This window comes from Streptomyces sp. NPDC102279, from assembly GCF_044766365.1.
GTDB lineage: Bacteria > Actinomycetota > Actinomycetes > Streptomycetales > Streptomycetaceae > Streptomyces.
The window spans coordinates 48,906-65,019 of record NZ_JBIWLU010000007.1 but is presented as its reverse complement, the minus strand read 5'-3'; the positions used below and the strand labels follow the sequence as shown (position 1 = coordinate 65,019).

Genomic DNA, 16,114 nt, shown 5'->3' with positions numbered 1-16,114 from the left:
GCATCCACAGCAGTGGCTGGTCAAGCGCTCCTACATCGACTTCGGTCGCGTGTGGTCCTCTTCCTGTTGAGCTGACCCCTCTGCGCGCCCGTCACCGGCGGGCGCCCGCCGCGTTCGCCGGCGTTTCGCAGCGTTTCCTCACTTCCCCCCGCCTTCACACGCGCACCCCTCCCCTCCTCGCGCACCACGGAACGGGCTCACGCCCGTTCCGGGCCATGACCGCGAACACGACGGCGGGGGCCCGCCCCGCCCCCCCCCCCCCGCCGCCGCCCCCCCCCCCCCCCACCCCGCCCGCGCCCCCCCCCCCCCCCACACCCCGCCCACCCTGCAACAAACGAAACCAGCCCCCGCCCGCGGCCCCCCCCCCCCCCCGACGGGCCCCCCGCCGGGCCGGGGCCTCGCCCGCCACCCCCCGGGCGGCGCACGGCCGGACTCCCGGCCGTGCGCCGCGCCAACACCCCACTCAGGGAAAGGGCTCAGAGCCCGCAGTCACAGCACGAGCAGCACTCGCAGCATTCACAGCACTGGCACGCCTCGCAGCAACCGCAGTCGCAGTCACAGTCGTTCAGGCATCCTTCGCGCTTCTTGCGCGACCAGGGGCCCTCGAACTCGTCGGCGCAGCACACCTTGCAGGTGCAGCACAGCCCGACGGCGGCGGCGCAGCCCGCCCAGAATCCGCGCTTGCCGGGGTTCGGAGGCTGGACGGACGGACCGCCACCGAAGGGGTTGCCGCCGCCGACGTACGGGTTTCCGCCGTGCTGGGGCGGCGGCCCGAAGGCGCCCTCGGGGCCGAGCAGGACGGCCGGTCCGAGTGAACCCGGAACTCCGGGGGTACCGGGAACACCGTGAAGATCACCCGACTCGTGCGAGCCGTCCGCGGGGTGCCCGCACCCCGACGTACCGAACGCGCGGTCCACGGAGCGGCCCAGTTCGTGGGCGAGCAGCACATGGGCGAGCCTGCCGTCGGTGAACTCGGCCTCGCGCAGGGCGAGCCTTATGCCGTGCAGGGCGTCGTCGGCGAGCCGACGGGCCTCGGTGAGCGGGGTCCCGGTGGCCGTGAGCGGGTTCCAGGCACCCGACGCGGCGTCAGTTTCCCTGTCCTCCACGGCGTCCAGCAGATGGGCGAGCCGGCCGAAGAGCCGGCCCGCCTCGGCCAGGGGAACGGCGTTGCCGGGTCGGCCGGCGAGGACGGCGGTGTGCGCGAAGGCCGCCGCGGTGGCCGTCTCGGTGGGTTCCGTCACGGTCAGCAACGAGGTACCGGGGCCGGCCAGCGCCTCGATCCCGGTCTGCCGGTCCACCGCGTCGACGAGCAGGGCGGTGTCGAACCCGACGTCCGAACCGGTCCGCGCACCGGCCCGCGCCCAGCTCGCCGCGACCCGGCGAGCGGCGAGCGCCACCGGCCTGCGCGCCAAGAGGCCGTCCCTGTCGGCGACGTGGTCGCTCACCTTGGCCGAGGCGAGGACCAGCGAGACGGCCGCGGCGAGCCGGGCGCCCTCGCCCTGGGCGACGGAGGCGGTGCGCATGCCGCGCAGCGGACAGGGCCCGGCCGTGCGCCGCCATCCCGTGGCGCGCTCGGCCTGAGCCTCCGTCAGAACCGATATGAGCAGGCCGTCGTAGTTGGTGACGACCCGTGCGAACTGGCCGTGGTCCCCGCGCAGTGCGAGGCACAGCCCGCACAGATGCGCCATCCATTGCGTCTTGAGTCCCTCACCGAGGCGATGACTGCAGGGCCTGACGATTCCGAACACGACACTCCCCCGTGACACGTACGACGTTGGGCTGCGGCATCGTATCGACCACCCCGTTCACCCGTACGCCCCGGCCGTCACCCGATCGCCGTGAGAAATCATATTTCACTCTCAGTCAGCAGCCGTACGGCACAGGACCCTTGGGGGGCGCGGGCTCTCGACGGATTGGCTGTGCACCAGTACCGTCACGAAACCCCCGCGCGGCGTCTATCCACTTGGCGCGACATCCGCATCATGGACGACCATGGGTATGCGGAAGCACGAAAGACCGCTGTGAGAGGAGGCGTCCATGGGATCGGTGCGCAAGGCGAGTGCCTGGCTTGGCCTCGTCGACGACAACGATGACGAGCGTTACTACGACGACGACTACGCCGAGGGTCAGGAGACCGCCGGCGAGGCCTGGGTCACCGACCCGCGCGTGAAGGTCGCTTCCGAGACGGCGGAGGAGAAGGGCCGCCGGATCGGCACGGTCACCCCGGACAGCTTCCGGGACGCACGCGGGATCGGCGAACTCTTCCGGGACGGCGTCCCGGTGATCATCAACCTCACGGCCATGGAGCCCTCCGACGCCAAGCGCGTGGTGGACTTCGCGGCCGGCCTGACCTTCGGCCTGCGCGGCACCATCGAGCGGGTCGCCACCCGGGTCTTCCTGCTGACCCCCGCCAACACGGAGATCGTCAGCGGCGAGGCCGCCGGCCGGCAGACCGACGGGTTCTTCAACCAGAGCTGAGGCAGGGCCGCTCACCGGCCCTGCCTTACCGGGGTCCCGGGAACGGGCCTCTACCGGAACGCGTCGAGTCCGGTGAGCGCCTTGCCCAGCACGAGTTGGTGCATCTCGACGGTGCCCTCATAGGTGAGCACCGATTCGAGGTTCGTGGCGTGCCGCATCACGGGGTACTCCAGGGAGATGCCGTTGGCACCCAGGATCGTGCGCGCGGTGCGGCAGATCTCGATGGCCTCGCGCACGTTGTTGAGCTTGCCGAAACTGACCTGCTCGGGACGGAGGCGTCCCGCGTCCATGCGGCGGCCCAGGTGATGGGCGAGCAGGATTCCCTTGTGGAGCTCGACGGCCATGTCGGCGAGCTTGGCCTGGGTGAGCTGGAAGCCGCCGATGGGACGTCCGAACTGCTCACGCGTCTTCGCGTAGGCGACGGCGGACTCGAAGCTGGCCCGTGCGGCGCCCATCGCGCCCCACACGATGCCGTAGCGGGCGTGCGAGAGGCAGCTGAGCGGACCCTTGAGGCCGACGACCTCGGGCAGGACGGCGTCGGCGGGCAGCCGTACGTCGTCGAGGACCAGTTCGCTGGTCACGCTCGCCCGCAGGGACCACTTGTGCTTGATCTCGGGAGCGGAGAACCCGGGGGCGTCCGTGGGGACGACGAATCCGCGGATGCCGTCGTCGGTCTGCGCCCAGACGACGGCGACACCGGCGACGGAACCGTTGGTGATCCACATCTTGCGCCCGTTGAGGACCCAGTCGCCGCCGTCGCGCTTGGCGTACGTCCGCATGGAGCCGGGGTCGGAGCCGTGGTCGGGCTCGGTGAGTCCGAAGCATCCGATGATCTCGCCGGCCGCCATGCCCGGCAGCCAGGCCTGCTTCTGCCCCTCGCTGCCGAACCGGTGGATGGCGTACATGGCGAGGGAGCCCTGCACCGAGACGAGCGAGCGGATACCGGAGTCGGCCGCTTCGAGCTCAAGACAGGCGAGGCCGTACTGCACCGCACTGGCGCCCGCGCACCCGTAGCCCTGAAGCGACATGCCGAGGGCGCCGAGGCCGCCCAGTTCCCGCGCCAGTTCCCTGATGCCGGGCAGCTCGCCCTTCTCGTACCAGTCCGCCACGTGGGGCAGCACCCGGTCTGCGGCCCAGGCCCGCACGGAGTCGCGGATGGCGAGGTCCTCCGCGTCCAGCAGGTCGTCGATCCCGAGCAGATCGGCGGGATCGAGGGGCGGGAGCTTCGAGGACGCGGACATACGACAGCCTCCGACAGGGGTGATAACTAGCACCGCTAGTTAATGATCTCGGCCCGACGTTACGACGCAGTGTCCCGCAAGTCCAGGGTGCTTCCCCGTCGAGCGGGTCACGTCGCGAGGACCGGGGCCGCACTTCGCGAGTCCGGCCGCGTCCCCATGGCAGGCCCTAGGCGGAGACGCGGGTCTCGGCGACTTCCCGTGGGGCCGGGATGTCCGTCGGGCCCGGGGCGGAGTCCGCGCCGGGGCCGGAGTCCGGGGCGGCTGCCGCCGTGGCGGGCCCGCAGTCCATGACCCGGGGCAGGCGCAGCGCCATCACCGCGCCGAGCAGCAGCAGGGCCGCGCTCACCAGCAAGGTCACATGGAGTCCGTGCACGAAGGAGTTCCGGGCGGCCTGCCGCAGCGCGCCGCCCGCCGGTCCGCCGAGTCGCGCGGCGACCTCGTACGCCTCCCCCAGCGAGTGACCTGCGGCCTTCGAGTCGGCGGAGGGGACGCCGGGGACGGAGGACAGTCCGGGCGTGTACGCCGCGTTCATCACGCTGCCCAGGAGGGCGATGCCGATGCCGGCGCCCAGTTGGTACGAGGTCTCGCCGATCGCGGCCGCCCCGCCGGACTGTGCCGGCGGCGCCTCGCTGAGCATCGACTCGTAGGCGCCGAAGAGCGTGGTCTCCAGACCGAAGCCGAGCAGGAGGAAGCCGGCCAGGAGCAGCCCGGTGTTGTCCTGTGTGCCCATCGCGGTGAGCGTGACGACGGAGGCCGCGGTGAGGCAGAAGCCGAAGCAGACCATCGTGCGCGGGCCGAACCGCCGCAGCAGTTTCGCGCCCGCGAGGCCGGCGGCCATCGCCGCGACGGTCAGCGGCAGCAGCCGCAGCCCGGTCTCCAGCGGGGACAGCCCGAGGACGAGCTGGAGGTACTGCGCGGCGATCAGTTCGAGCCCGACGAGGGCGAGCATCGCGAGGACGATGCACCCCACCGACGTACTGAAGGCGGGCCGGGAGAACATGCGCAGGTCCACCAGCGGATGCTTGCGGCGCCGCTGGCGCCGGACGAACCCGGCCATCATCAGGCCCCCGACGAGCAGCGGCGCCAGGGTGAACGGGCTGAAGGGCGCCTCGCCGCCGCCGAGGCGCTTCACCCCGAGGACGAGTCCGAACAGGCCGGCGGCGGCCATCAGCGCGCCGACCACGTCCCAGGGACCGTCGCCGTCGCCGCGCGACTCGGGCAGCAGCAGCCGTCCGATCGGCAGGCTGACGATCATCAGAGGGATGTTGACGAGGAAGACCGATCCCCACCAGAAGTGTTCGAGGAGGAACCCGCCGAGCAGCGGGCCGATCGCCGCGCCGACGGCAGCCACCGCGCTCCAGATGCCGATCGCGAGGGCCCGCTCGCGCCGGTCCGGAAAGACCTGGCGCAGGATCGACAGAGTGGCGGGCATGATCATCGCGCCGCCGACGCCGAGCAGGGCGCGGGCGCCGATCAGGACCTGGGCGTTGTCGGCGAGGGCGGCGATTCCTGAGGCGACGCCGAAGAGGGCGTAGCCGAGGAGGAGGACACGGCGGCGGCCGATGCGGTCACCGAGCGTGCCGAAGAGGATGAGGAGCGAGGCGCAGACGAGCGGGTAGACGTCGACGATCCAGAGCAGCTCCATGGCGCCGGGCTTGAGGTCCTCGGTGACGGCGGGCACCGCCACGTGGAGCACGGTGGCGTCGAGGGCGACCAGCAGCAGGCTGACGCACAGCACGACGAGGACGACCCAGCGGTTGGCACCGGCCCCGGTCTCCCGACGGCATCGCGCAGCGGCCGTGGTCGTCCCGGACATGTACGTACCTCCAGAGGTTCCCTCGCGTTCGGCGGATCCGCCAGGGTGGGGACTCCCTGGGGGCTGCGGCCCGCGAATCCCGGGCCCACGCAACAAAGGCGAGTGAGGCGTCAGCGTACGCGAGTTCCCGTCGATGACACGTGGCGGACCTCTCACGTTCTTCCGGTGGGCGTGTGGCGTACGCCACGCTCGCCGGGCGGGGCGAGACCCGCCGGATCCGGGCCTTCCGGAGCCCCCGGCCACGCTTCCGCGGCGCCGTCGCGGCGCGCCGGACCGCTCCCCTCCGCCGCCGCACCGCGCCGGCCCCGACCGGGTGCGTCCATCCAGGTCGATGCTGATCCCGGGGGTACGGCGGTGGTGCCGCGGGTCCGCGGACCTGCGGCGACGGGCTCGGGCCCCCGTGAGCCGCGGGCCGGCCGCCCGTGTGCGGTCGGTGAGCGGCGGGGTAATTCCGCACCATCATTCGGTGAACGAATACATAAGCGCTATATAACCGGAGGCGACGATGACCAAAGGAATTGAAGGCTCCGCACTCCACGGATTAGAGATTCATTGGAAATGAACATGATCCTGAGAGGAATCCCACATCACATCGTCATCACAAAGAGAGTGAATCGGCCTGGAACGCAGCTCACTCGCTGTAACGTCGATTGGGTGCGTACCGAACGAAACCTCACCCGTCTGGACCGGGTCTTCGCCCGGCTCGACCGTGAGCCGGAACGGCCGGCCCACATCGATGTCTCCAGGATGAGTCGGCACAGGGTCGTGCTCTTCACGGCGACTCTGGCCTTCTACCTGGCCATCGTGTGGGCCGTCTCGATCACGTCGTGGCTGGTCCGGTTCGACTGGCAGGTCATGTTCTTCCGGCCTTATCAGCAGTGGCCGGAGATCCACGCCTTCCTCGACTACTACGTGGTGCTGGGCCAGCGCGGCCCCACCGCCGTGATGGTCACGGCCTGGCTCGGCTGGCGCTCCTGGCGGCAGCACACCCTGCGCCCGCTGATCACGCTGGGCGCGTCCCTGCTGCTGCTCAACATCACGGTCGGCGCCGCCAAGATCGGCATGGGCCGTCTCGGCCCGCACTACGCCATCACGATCGGCTCGAACGAGATGGGCCTCGGCGGCGATATATTTCCCTCCGGCCACACCGCGAACGCCGTGGTGACCTGGGGAATCCTGGCGTATCTGGCGTCGACCCCGCGGGCCAGACGCTGGCTCTCCGCCCTGTCCGCCGTGACCTCGCTGGGCGTCGGCCTCACCACCGTGTACCTGGGTACGCACTGGCTGAGCGACGTCCTGCTGGGCTGGGCCGCGGGCCTGCTGATCCTGCTGGCGCTGCCCTGGTTCGAGCCGCTGATCGCCCGCGCCGAGGCCTGGATCTTCGCGCTCCGCGACAGCTTGCGCTCCCGTGCCGGCGGCACCGCGCCCGCTCCGGCACCCGCGCCGGTCGGCGCGCCGGTCATGGCCACGCGGCCCTCCCCCACGGACGGCGGCGAGATGCCTGCCCGCGGCGCCACCGGGTCCCGTCCGGCCAGAGCGCCGGTCCACCTGGCTCCTGGCCCGCACACCGCCCGCTCGGAGCGCACCCCCGTCACGCCGGCGGGCAGCCGTCGGCCGCCGCACGCCGACCGGGTGGCCCGCCCGGCGACGACGACCACCTCGGCCCGTCCCCTGACGGGCGGCTGAGGACTGCGGGGTCGGTACGCACAGCCTCACCCCGCACAGCGAAGGCCCCCGGCTCATCGAGCAGGGGGCCTTCGCCCGTCCGGTGGGTTCGCCTCGGGATCCTCTTCGGAGGGGGGCCCGAGGCGCCGCGCTCCGGGCGGTCAGCCCTTCCAGCAGCGGGCCACCGTGCCGTCCCTGACCTCGAAGTTCAGCCGTCCCACGAGGTACTCCATGGTGATGACCGCGCCGGGGGGCAGCGAGCGCACCGAGGACCAGCCGTGCTCCCGCGCGCGTTCCTCGGCGCGGCTCACCTCCAGTCCGACATAGCTCTCCGGACTGTCCTGCGGCTCTGGACGCGAGGGGTGAATGGGTGCCATGACCGCCACGTTAGGCTCCGCGACCCGACGGTGGAAGCCCGGGTGGCCACCATGCGTCACGCGTCCCCCGCCGGTCACATCTCTGTCACAGGATCACGACACGCGTTTCGGTGGAACTCCGCGCCTCACATGAGGATCACGCGCCGTGTTCCGAACGCCTTCGAACGCAATTCGGAGCCTTAACCGGTACACCCTGAATAACCCGGCGGAATGTGCGCGCGCATACGTTCGGCAGCGTCTTTCCATTCGGGTCCCGCCCGATTCCGCCCTTCACCACGACAGCTGACGCGGCATAGGAAATACACGGTTCCGACACACAACCCGCGCCTGTTCTCTCCTCACGGCCGGGCATCCACTACAGGCTGGGAGGCGTGGTCCCGGGCTCTCCCGGCACGGCCCGCTCCAGCGCGCGGGACAGCCGGTCCCGGGCCGTCCTGATCGAGGCGGTGAGCTCCGCGGGCTCGACGATCTCGAACTCGAAGCCCATCAGCATCACGTGAATGACCATCACGTCGAGGTTCGCCGCCCCGGTGCGCAGCAGGCAGCTGCCCTCCCCTTCGGCCTCCAGCGTCCCGGCCGAGGGCGAGATCCGCTCGGCGGCCCGCTCCAGGGGCACCAGCAGCCGGACCACGGCGTGCGTGGCGTAGGCGCGCGTGGAGACGCCCCGGGAGACGTACGCGGCCAGGTCCTCCGCGGGCGGTGTGCGGGGCGCGAAGCGTGGTCCGTGCGGCGGCCTGGGCGTGATGCGGTCGGCGCGGAACGTACGCCAGTCGTCGCGGTCGACGTCCCAGGCGACCAGGTACCAGCGGCGCTCGGTGCACACCAGCCGGTACGGCTCGACGGTGCGGCGCGTCGAGGAGCCCTCGTGGTCGCGGTACTCGAACCGGAGCCGCTCGCTGTCGCGGCAGGCGTTGGCCAGGTCGGTGAGGACGGCCGGGTCGACGGCGGAGGGTTCGGGGCCGCGCAGCATCGGCACCGTGAAGGCGTTCAGGGCGCCGACGCGGCGGCGCAGCCGGTTCGGCAGGACCTGTTCCAGCTTGGCGAGCGCGCGGACGGAGGCCTCGCCGATGCCCTCGATGCCCTGCCCCGCGGCCGTGCGCAGCCCGACGGCCACGGCGACCGCCTCGTCGTCGTCCAGGAGCAGCGGGGGCAGTTCCGCGCCGGCGCCGAGCTGGTAGCCGCCGCCGGTTCCGGGGCTGGCGTGGACGGGGTAACCCAGCTCGCGGAGGCGGTCCACGTCACGGCGGACCGTACGCGGGGTGACGCCCAGCCGTCCCGCCAGGTCCGATCCCGACCACTCCCGGTGGGCCTGCAGCAGTGACAGCAGCCTCAGCAGCCGCGCGGAGGTCTCCAACATGCCCCAGAGTCTGCCAGTCGTGCCGCCCTGTCCCCGGGGCGCCGGAGAGTCCTGGCCCGTCCGGCGACCGAGGACGAGGCCGTCGGGCCGAAGCGGGGGTCCGGGGCGGCGCCCTCGGGCACGATGGTGATCTCTCTGGTCCAGCCGAGCCGGGACCTTGGGGAAGCGGAGGGCGGGGGGCGAGGAACTCGCGGGTCACGGGCGATAGCCGAGTTGCGGCACCTCGAAGCAGGTCCGGTTCATGTCCCCCTGCGAGACCCAGCCGCGGCCGTCGCGCCAGCGGGCCACCGACAGACACGCCCGCCGCGTCACCGGAGGCCCGCTCAGGTGCTGGTACGTGACGGGAAGCAGCAGCCCTCCTGCGGTGTACGGCTCACCCCGGTTCATGAAGGCGTCGACACACCCCCGGGTGACCCCGCTCCCCGCGCAGGCCCCCGCCGCGTCCGCGAACCACCGCGCCGCCGCCCATCCCTCCAACTGCCACTGGGAATGCGTCTTGAGCCCCCTGGTCGCGTCCCGGAACTCCCGTACCGCCGCGTTCCCGACGTCCTCGTAGTCGTGGCTCGCCCCCGTGGCCCACAGGGTGTTGCGGCACCGCGGGGAGTCCCGATAGTCCTCGGGGACGGTGGACGTCCAGTTCTGCACGTTGGTGACCTTGGCGACGACGTGGGCGCCGACCTGGTCCATGGCCTTGCACAGCTGGGCGTTGCCATGGGTGTCGATGGCGTCGAAGACGAGGTCGGCGCCCTGCTCCTTGAGATCGGCGGCGGCGGCGCGGAAGTTGGGCAGCGCGAAGTCGACCTGTTCGGTGACGACCCGGTAGCCCTCGGCCTTGAGTCCCTGGGTGACCAGCCGGGCGTAGGCGGCGGAGGCGGACTGGTTGTACGAGACGACGGCGGCGGTGCGGGCGCCCCGGACGCGCTTGAAGTAGCGGTAGACCTCGGTGCCGCCGTACAGCTTCCCGTCCCAGCCGGGCGTGCCGTCGCGGGGCGCGAGACTGCCGTAGATCCCGTAGAGGTGCGGATAGGTGTCGTACGCGGGTCCGATGGGCTGGCCGCCGATGTCGGGCACGCGTGCGCGGGAGACGCGGGAGGCGCCCGCGTAGTCGAGGACGGTGGTGGCGACGAGGGCGACGACCTTGTCCTCGTCGATCAGCCGGTGCACGCACGTGTTGTTGCCGACCCCGCTGCCGCCGTCGTCGCACAGCCGCACCTCGACGCGTCGCCCGTCGATGCCGCCCCGCGCGTTGAGCCGGTCGAAGTAGGCCGTCGCCCCGTCGCGCGGCCCGGTGAACGCGGAGCCGCCGACGGGGCTGGTGGCGCTGGTGACGATGCCGACGCGGAGGGGCTCGGCGCTCCGGGCCGGACCGGTCGAGGAGCGGTGAGCGAAGTCGCTCTCGGGCAGCCGGCTGCCGCAGGCCGTGCCCAGCAGGAGCAGCAGGCCCGCGGCGGCGGCCCCGGTCGCTGTGCGGCGCACCTCCGCTCAGCAGCCCGGGGCGGGGCTCGACGACGAATCGCCGCTCAACTCGACCAGCGCGCAGAGGGTGTTGACGGAGACCTTCCAGGTTCCGTCCTGTTCGACGGCGGTCCCGGCGGCGTCCGGCAGCGCGGTGGCCCCCTTCAGAGTGAGGGTGTAGGTCACGTTCGCGGCGGTCGGAGAGGTGAACTCGACCTTCCCGACCTTCGCCCGCACCTCCTGGCCGCGCCGGTCGCCGTTGAACCCCTTGAGCACCGAGGTCATGCGGTCGCCGTTCTCCAGGACGGCCTGCTTGTCCTTGGTGGCGACGTCGGGGTCGAAGAACTTCTCCCAGTTCCGGCGGACCTGGGCCTCCGCCGCCGCCGGGTCGGCCGGGGCGGTGGCGCTCGGCTCCGCGCCGGTGGTCCGTTCCACGGACGGGGTGGGCGGACTCGTACTCGCGCCGCCGCTGTCGTCGCTGCACGCCGTGAGGGCCGCGGCGAGGGCGAGGACCGCCGTCGCGACAACTCCCGCTCCGCGTAGCCGCTTCGGGTCGCTCCCGAGAACCATCGTGGCTCACCGCCGGGTGTCGGTCCGGGCGGTGTGCGCCCGGCGCTTTCAGGGTCAGCTTCCAGAAGGCATAGTGCAAGCCATTGGCTGACATGGACAGACACACGACGTGGGGGAGTCCGGATGCGGACAGCTCGACTGCGGACCGTGCGGCCCGTCCTGTGGGCCGGCTGGGCCGCGCTCGCCGCCGGTGCGGTGTTGTGCGTCATCGGCTGGTACGGAATCTCCGGCGAGCGGTACGCGGAGCGCCAACTCCCCTATCTCGCCTCGTGCACCGTCCCCGGTGCCGCGCTGATCGTCGCGGGCGCGGTGCTGGTCGCGCAGGGACGGAGCACGCTGGCCGGTTCCCGTGTCGAGGAGCTGTACGCGCTGCTCGTGGCCTCGGATCCGGCCGATGCCGAGGAGTCCGCTCGGGCCGCGGCCGGTCCCCTTCCGGTCGGCGGCGGCCTCCTCATGGTGCCCGGCGGCACCCTGTACCACCGCGCGGACTGCCCCCTGGTCGAGGGGAAACCGGAGGCGGTACCGGTCGACTCGCACGCCCTCGTCGGGGGCGATCTCGGGCCGTGCCCGATCTGCGAACCGGACGCGGACGACGAACTCTCCACCGCCGAGAGGCAGTCCGCGCCGCCGGCCCCCTCGGCGGGACCTGCGGAGCCGCTCGTCGAACGGCCGTCGCCGGACGTCCGGGACGGCGTCGGCGGCCCGGACCACTGATGGCGTCCCTGACGTACGACCTCACGCTCGCCGGACTCTCGGTCGGCGGTGCCGCCGCGCTCACCGGGATCGGTCTGATCGTCACGCACCGCGCCACCGGCGTCCTGAACCTCGCGCACGGCGCGATCGCGATGGTCTGCGCCTACCTGCTGCGGCAGTTCACGGTCGAGTGGGGCTGGCCGCTCGCTCTCGGCACCTCGGTGACCCTGCTCGTGGTGGCGCCGGCGATCGGCGTGACGCTGGAACGCTTCGTGTTCCGGCCGCTGTCCGCGCTCGGCGGCGACCCGGCGCGGACGCTCGTCGCGTCCATCGGTGTCTTCGTCCTGCTGGTCGGCGCGGCGGCGTCGGTGTGGGGCCCCGGAGCGCGGGCCGACGTGCCGACGCCGGTCCCGGCGGACCCGTGGGGCCAACTGGCCGTCGCCGGTGCGCTGGCGGTGGGCGTGGGCGCCGTAACGCGCCGGACGCGGCTCGGCCTGGAGCTGCGGGCCGTCGTCGACGACCGGGCGCTTGCGGAGCTCGGCGGCGTCGACGCCGACCGGGTGGCCGCGGCGGGCTGGGCGTTCGGCTCGTTCACGGCGGGCCTGACGGGTGTGCTCCTCGCCCCGTACGTGCGGCTCGACCCGTACGGCATGCCGCTGCTCGTGATGGAGGTGATGGCGGTCGCGGTCGCCGCCCGGATGCGGAGCCTCCCGGTCGCCGTCGTGGCCGCCCTCGGCATCGGCGTCGCCCAGAGCCAGTTGACCCGGCTGCACCCGTCGGGCCCGGTGGCACCCCTGCTCCAGGCGGTCGGCGCCAACCTCTTCGTGGTCGCGCTGCTGGTCGCCGCGCTCGTGCTGCCCGGCATCGGAGGCCACGACGCGCTCCCGCGCCCGGCCGCGGCCCGCGTACGGACTCCGCCCGGTGCCCGGGCCGTCGCGCCGGTGCTGTTCCTGCTGCCCCTCGGCTTCGCGGGCTCGGACCTGCACACCTCGGTGCAGGTGCCCGCGCTCGGCGTCGTCCTGCTCTCCCTGGTGGTCGTCACCGGGCGCGGCGGGCAGATCTCCTTGGGCCAGGCCGCGTACGCCGGTCTGGGCGCCCTCTTCACGGGGCTGCTGGCGGCGGGCCGCGTCCCCGGCGTTCCCCCGCTGCCCGAACTGGCCGCCCTCGCGGTGGCGGTGCTCCTTGTGGCGCCGCTCGGCCTGCTGACGGGGTGGCCGGCCATCCGCCGGCACGGTCTGGCGCTCGCGCTCGCCACCTTTGCCGTGGGCGTGGGCGTCAGCCGGTTCGTCTTCGCGCAGCCGTACGCCGTGTCGGGTCTGTCCCTGGACCGCCCGGCCGGCTTCGACGGCGACCGGGCGTACTACGTCCTCGAACTCGCCTTCCTGGCGGTCGCGTTGCTCGCGGTGAACGGTCTACGCCGGGGCCGTGCGGGCCGCGCGCTGGCCGCCCTGCGCGACCACGAGGCGGGCGCGTCGGCCGCGGGGGTCCGGGTCCCGGCCCTGAAACTCGCCGCGTTCGTCACGGGGGCGGCGCTGGCGGCACTCGGCGGCGGCATGCTCGGCATGGGCGTGCGCGCCTTCGACGCCACCGCCTACGACCCCGTGCGCGGGCTGCTCTGGTTCGCCGCGGTCGTGGTAATCGGCGCCGACAGCGTGCTCGGCGCACTCGCCGCCGCGGCGCTGCTGGTCGGCCTCGACGCGGGCGCCCGCGGCGGACTGGCCGCCGCCCTGATCGGCGTGCTCGCCGTCCTCGTCGGCCGCTTCCCCGGCGGCCCGTACGAGGCCCTGCGCGCGGCGACGACCCGGCTCGGCCGCCCGGCGACTCTCACCCCGCTGGGGTCACGAGTCCGTCAACGACTGCGACCGGCGGCGCGGACGCCGCGGTCCGGGGCGTCTACGGCGGAGGTTCGCCCGGTCGGACCGACGTCGCCGGAGACGCCGCGGTCCGGGGCACCCGCGGCGGAAGTGAGACCGTTCGGATCGACATCGCCGGCGGCTGGGCCGTCCGGGAAGCCCGCGGCGCAGCGACGGGCGGCCGGGGCATCCACGACGGAGACGGGTCCGGCCGAGTCGATGCGTTCCGGGTCGGCCGCGGCAGAGTCGCGACCGTCCCGCTCGCCGAAGCCGGAGGCGCCGCCGCTCGGATCGACGTCGGCGGAGGCCAGGCCGTCCCGGGCGCCCGCGGCGGCGGCTGCCGCGGGGAGTCCGGTTGGGGCCGACGGGTGGCGGGAGCCGTCGGGCGCGGCCCGCTCGCCCTCGTCCCGGCGTCCCTCCCGTCCCGCCGGCCCTCGCCCCGCTGTTGCCTCTCCCCCGGCCCCTTCTCGTCTCCCGCACGCCTCTCCTCCGCCTCGCCTCGCTGCCCCGCCCCCGCTGTCCGCGCGCCGGCTCCGCGTCGCCTACGGCGGGTTCACCGCTCTCGACGAGGTATCCCTCGATGTGCGGCCGGGTCGGATCACCGCGGTGGTGGGGCCGAACGGGGCCGGGAAGAGCACGCTCTTCCACTGTCTCGCCGGGACGCTGCGCCCCTCGGACGGCAGGGTGCTGCTCGGGGAGCACGACATCACCCGCCTCGCGGCACACGCGCGGACACGGCTGGGGATCGCGCGGACCTTCCAGGACCTGGCGGTCTTCCCTTCGTTGACCGTGGCCGAGAACGTACGGGTCGGAGCCGACCAGGGGCGGATCGCCGATCCGGCGGCGGTGGCCCGGACGTCGCGGCTGCTCGGCCTGGACGGGCCGGTGCGGTCACTGCCCGCGGCGGGGCTGCCGACCGGGACCCTGCGGCGCGTCGAACTGGCGCGCGCCCTCGCCGGGAGCCCCCGGGTCCTGCTGCTCGACGAACCCGCGGCCGGGCTCGACGGCGGCGAGGTGGCCGCACTGGCCCGGGTGCTGCGAGCACTGGCCGCCGACGGCATGGCCCTCCTGGTCGTGGAGCACGACCTCGACCTGGTCGCCGATCTGGCGCACACCGTCCACGTGATGGCGGCGGGCCGCATCGTGACGTCCGGGCCCGCCGGCCGCGTCCTGGAGACGAGGCCCGGCGGATGAGCATCGCCCTGCGCCACGCGCGCGTGCGCTACGGGCCCCTGGAGGCCCTGCACGGCGTGACCCTGGTCGCGCCCGCTCCCGGACTCACCGTCCTGCTGGGCCGCAACGGCTCCGGCCGTACGACGGCGCTGCGCGCCCTGGCCGGAACCGTCCCCCTGTCCGCCGGCGCCGTCGTCTGGGACGGCACCGACGTGACGCGCCTGTCCGCGTTCGAGCGCGCCCGGCGCGGACTGCGCCTGGTCCCCGAACGCCGGGCCGTGTTCGGCTCGCTGACCGTCGCGGAGAACCTGGAGCTGGCGGGGGCCGACCCCGCCCCCGCCCTGGACGCCTACCCGCAGCTGACGCCGCTCCTCCCCCGCCGCGCCGGCACCCTCTCCGGCGGGGAACAGCGCATGGTCGCCCTCTCCCGCGCCCTGCTGGCACGCGCGCGCGTGCTGCTCGTCGACGAGCCCGCGCAGGGCATGTCACCGACGGTCGCGGCACGGACGTACGAACTGCTCGGCGCTCTCGACGCGTGCGTGGTCGTCGCCGAGCAGCGGCTGCCACCGGGCCTGCGGCAGCGGACGGGCCGGATCGTCTGCGTCCACGAACTGAGCCGGGGCGCGGTCGTGTTCAGCGGAGAGGCGGCCGAGCGGACGCCCGGGAGGCCGCACCGGCGGAGGTGACGGGCGGGCCGAACCCGGCGGGCTCCAGGACGCGCGTGCTGCTCCCGGCCTTCGGGAGGGTGAGCAGCGTGCCCGGGTTCAGCTTGTCCGGACTGGCGCCGATCATCTTCTTGTTGGCCTGGTACAGCGCCTGCCAGCCGCCCTTGATCCGGTACTTGCGGGCGATCGACGAGAGCGTGTCGCCGTTCTTCACGATGTGCGCGCGGCCCCGCAGTTTGTACTTCTTGGAGCAGGCGGGCCAGGCCCCCCACCCCTGGACGGCGAGTACCTTCTCGGCGATCTTGATCTGCTCGGCGCGGGTGGCGAGATCGGCCCGCGGGGCGTAGCCGAGCCCTCCGAACTCCTTCCAGGTGGGCTGCCAGAACTGGAGCCCGCCGTAGAAGCCGTTCCCGGTGTTCGCGTTCCAGCGGCCGCTGCTCTCGCAGTCGGCGAGACAGCCCCAGGGCCAGCCGTTGGCAGCACAGGCGTACGAGACGCCCGCGGCCCGGGCTCCTGGCAGCGGGGGTGGCGGTGCGGCGACCGCGTCCTGGGGAACCAGGGCGGCCAGCACGGCGGCGGCGAGGGCGGTCACGGCCGCGTATCGGGCGGGTCCGCTCAGCGGTCCGGGCGCGGTCCTGGAGGTCGGCGGGGTGCACCTGTTCGACATGGGAGACATCGGGCCACGCTAAGCAGCCCGTCCGGCGGGCCCGCCCAGCCGCGCCCGGCACGCCCAGGGCCCCACCCGGTCGGACGACCGGGCGGGGCCCGTCA

The 16,114-nt window shown here is 73.4% G+C and carries 13 protein-coding genes; 5 read left to right on the top strand and 8 right to left on the bottom strand.

What is annotated here, in order from left to right; genetic code table 11:
* Nucleotides 1-476: 476 nt before the first annotated feature.
* Complete coding sequence (locus ACIRQH_RS18755; RefSeq protein WP_404226596.1) at nucleotides 477-1,688, bottom strand: DUF5685 family protein; 1,212 nt, start codon at nucleotides 1,686-1,688, stop codon at nucleotides 477-479.
* 349 nt (nucleotides 1,689-2,037) lie between these two features.
* On the opposite strand from ACIRQH_RS18755, the gene ACIRQH_RS18750 reads away from it, so the two are divergent.
* Nucleotides 2,038-2,478, top strand: coding sequence for a cell division protein SepF (locus ACIRQH_RS18750; protein WP_355874554.1), 441 nt, complete (start codon nucleotides 2,038-2,040; stop codon nucleotides 2,476-2,478).
* A gap of 50 nt (nucleotides 2,479-2,528) precedes the next feature.
* On the opposite strand, the gene ACIRQH_RS18745 is transcribed toward ACIRQH_RS18750, so the two are convergent.
* On the bottom strand, nucleotides 2,529-3,719 hold the full coding sequence (locus tag ACIRQH_RS18745; RefSeq protein ID WP_388869000.1) for an acyl-CoA dehydrogenase family protein: 1,191 nt from the start codon (nucleotides 3,717-3,719) through the stop codon (nucleotides 2,529-2,531).
* A 166-nt stretch (nucleotides 3,720-3,885) separates the two neighbouring features.
* Nucleotides 3,886-5,535, bottom strand: coding sequence for an MFS transporter (locus ACIRQH_RS18740; protein ID WP_358820567.1), 1,650 nt, complete (start codon nucleotides 5,533-5,535; stop codon nucleotides 3,886-3,888).
* Nucleotides 5,536-6,189: 654 nt separating this feature from the next.
* On the opposite strand from ACIRQH_RS18740, the gene ACIRQH_RS18735 reads away from it, so the two are divergent.
* Nucleotides 6,190-7,221 (top strand): phosphatase PAP2 family protein, encoded by a 1,032-nt coding sequence (locus tag ACIRQH_RS18735; protein WP_388930242.1) that lies wholly within the window; start codon nucleotides 6,190-6,192, stop codon nucleotides 7,219-7,221.
* A 140-nt stretch (nucleotides 7,222-7,361) separates the two neighbouring features.
* On the opposite strand, the gene ACIRQH_RS18730 is transcribed toward ACIRQH_RS18735, so the two are convergent.
* The 4 genes from ACIRQH_RS18730 to ACIRQH_RS18715 form a co-directional block, all read right to left on the bottom strand.
* Nucleotides 7,362-7,577 (bottom strand): I78 family peptidase inhibitor, encoded by a 216-nt coding sequence (locus ACIRQH_RS18730; protein ID WP_358820565.1) that lies wholly within the window; start codon nucleotides 7,575-7,577, stop codon nucleotides 7,362-7,364.
* 355 nt (nucleotides 7,578-7,932) lie between these two features.
* On the bottom strand, nucleotides 7,933-8,934 hold the full coding sequence (locus ACIRQH_RS18725) for a helix-turn-helix transcriptional regulator (protein ID WP_388869006.1): 1,002 nt from the start codon (nucleotides 8,932-8,934) through the stop codon (nucleotides 7,933-7,935).
* Between the two features lie 195 nt (nucleotides 8,935-9,129).
* Entirely contained in the window at nucleotides 9,130-10,410 is a 1,281-nt protein-coding gene (locus tag ACIRQH_RS18720) for an ABC transporter substrate-binding protein (RefSeq protein WP_358820564.1), read from the bottom strand.
* Between the two features lie 6 nt (nucleotides 10,411-10,416).
* Nucleotides 10,417-10,959, bottom strand: a complete 543-nt coding sequence (locus ACIRQH_RS18715) for a hypothetical protein (RefSeq protein WP_358820563.1) — start codon at nucleotides 10,957-10,959, stop codon at nucleotides 10,417-10,419.
* Nucleotides 10,960-11,082: 123 nt separating this feature from the next.
* Between ACIRQH_RS18715 and ACIRQH_RS18710 the strand changes: the two genes are divergently transcribed.
* The 3 genes from ACIRQH_RS18710 to ACIRQH_RS18700 are packed head-to-tail and all read left to right on the top strand — an operon-like array spanning nucleotide 11,083 to nucleotide 15,364.
* Nucleotides 11,083-11,673, top strand: a complete 591-nt coding sequence (locus ACIRQH_RS18710; RefSeq protein WP_404226594.1) for a hypothetical protein — start codon at nucleotides 11,083-11,085, stop codon at nucleotides 11,671-11,673.
* Nucleotides 11,673-14,699, top strand: a complete 3,027-nt coding sequence (locus tag ACIRQH_RS18705; RefSeq protein WP_404226593.1) for an ATP-binding cassette domain-containing protein — start codon at nucleotides 11,673-11,675, stop codon at nucleotides 14,697-14,699. Before ACIRQH_RS18710 ends, ACIRQH_RS18705 begins: the two co-directional genes overlap by 1 nt.
* Complete coding sequence (locus ACIRQH_RS18700) at nucleotides 14,696-15,364, top strand: ATP-binding cassette domain-containing protein (protein WP_388869013.1); 669 nt, start codon at nucleotides 14,696-14,698, stop codon at nucleotides 15,362-15,364. The genes ACIRQH_RS18705 and ACIRQH_RS18700 overlap by 4 nt, the downstream gene beginning before the upstream one ends.
* Here ACIRQH_RS18700 and ACIRQH_RS18695 read toward each other — a convergent pair.
* Nucleotides 15,312-16,019 (bottom strand): transglycosylase family protein, encoded by a 708-nt coding sequence (locus ACIRQH_RS18695; RefSeq protein WP_388869016.1) that lies wholly within the window; start codon nucleotides 16,017-16,019, stop codon nucleotides 15,312-15,314. The genes ACIRQH_RS18700 and ACIRQH_RS18695 overlap by 53 nt on opposite strands.
* Between the last annotated feature and the right edge of the window lie 95 nt (nucleotides 16,020-16,114).

Bases quoted from the DNA above. Each gene is read 5' to 3' on its own strand.
- ACIRQH_RS18705 (WP_404226593.1), top strand. From the start codon at position 11,673: ATGGCGTCCCTGACGTACGACCTCACGCTCGCCGGACTCTCGGTCGGC.
- ACIRQH_RS18695 (WP_388869016.1), bottom strand. From the start codon at position 16,019: ATGTCTCCCATGTCGAACAGGTGCACCCCGCCGACCTCCAGGACCGCG.
- ACIRQH_RS18730 (WP_358820565.1), bottom strand. From the start codon at position 7,577: ATGGCACCCATTCACCCCTCGCGTCCAGAGCCGCAGGACAGTCCGGAG.
- ACIRQH_RS18710 (WP_404226594.1), top strand. From the start codon at position 11,083: ATGCGGACAGCTCGACTGCGGACCGTGCGGCCCGTCCTGTGGGCCGGC.
- ACIRQH_RS18740 (WP_358820567.1), bottom strand. From the start codon at position 5,535: ATGTCCGGGACGACCACGGCCGCTGCGCGATGCCGTCGGGAGACCGGG.
- ACIRQH_RS18725 (WP_388869006.1), bottom strand. From the start codon at position 8,934: ATGTTGGAGACCTCCGCGCGGCTGCTGAGGCTGCTGTCACTGCTGCAG.
- ACIRQH_RS18700 (WP_388869013.1), top strand. From the start codon at position 14,696: ATGAGCATCGCCCTGCGCCACGCGCGCGTGCGCTACGGGCCCCTGGAG.
- ACIRQH_RS18745 (WP_388869000.1), bottom strand. From the start codon at position 3,719: ATGTCCGCGTCCTCGAAGCTCCCGCCCCTCGATCCCGCCGATCTGCTC.
- ACIRQH_RS18755 (WP_404226596.1), bottom strand. From the start codon at position 1,688: ATGGCGCATCTGTGCGGGCTGTGCCTCGCACTGCGCGGGGACCACGGC.
- ACIRQH_RS18715 (WP_358820563.1), bottom strand. From the start codon at position 10,959: ATGGTTCTCGGGAGCGACCCGAAGCGGCTACGCGGAGCGGGAGTTGTC.
- ACIRQH_RS18750 (WP_355874554.1), top strand. From the start codon at position 2,038: ATGGGATCGGTGCGCAAGGCGAGTGCCTGGCTTGGCCTCGTCGACGAC.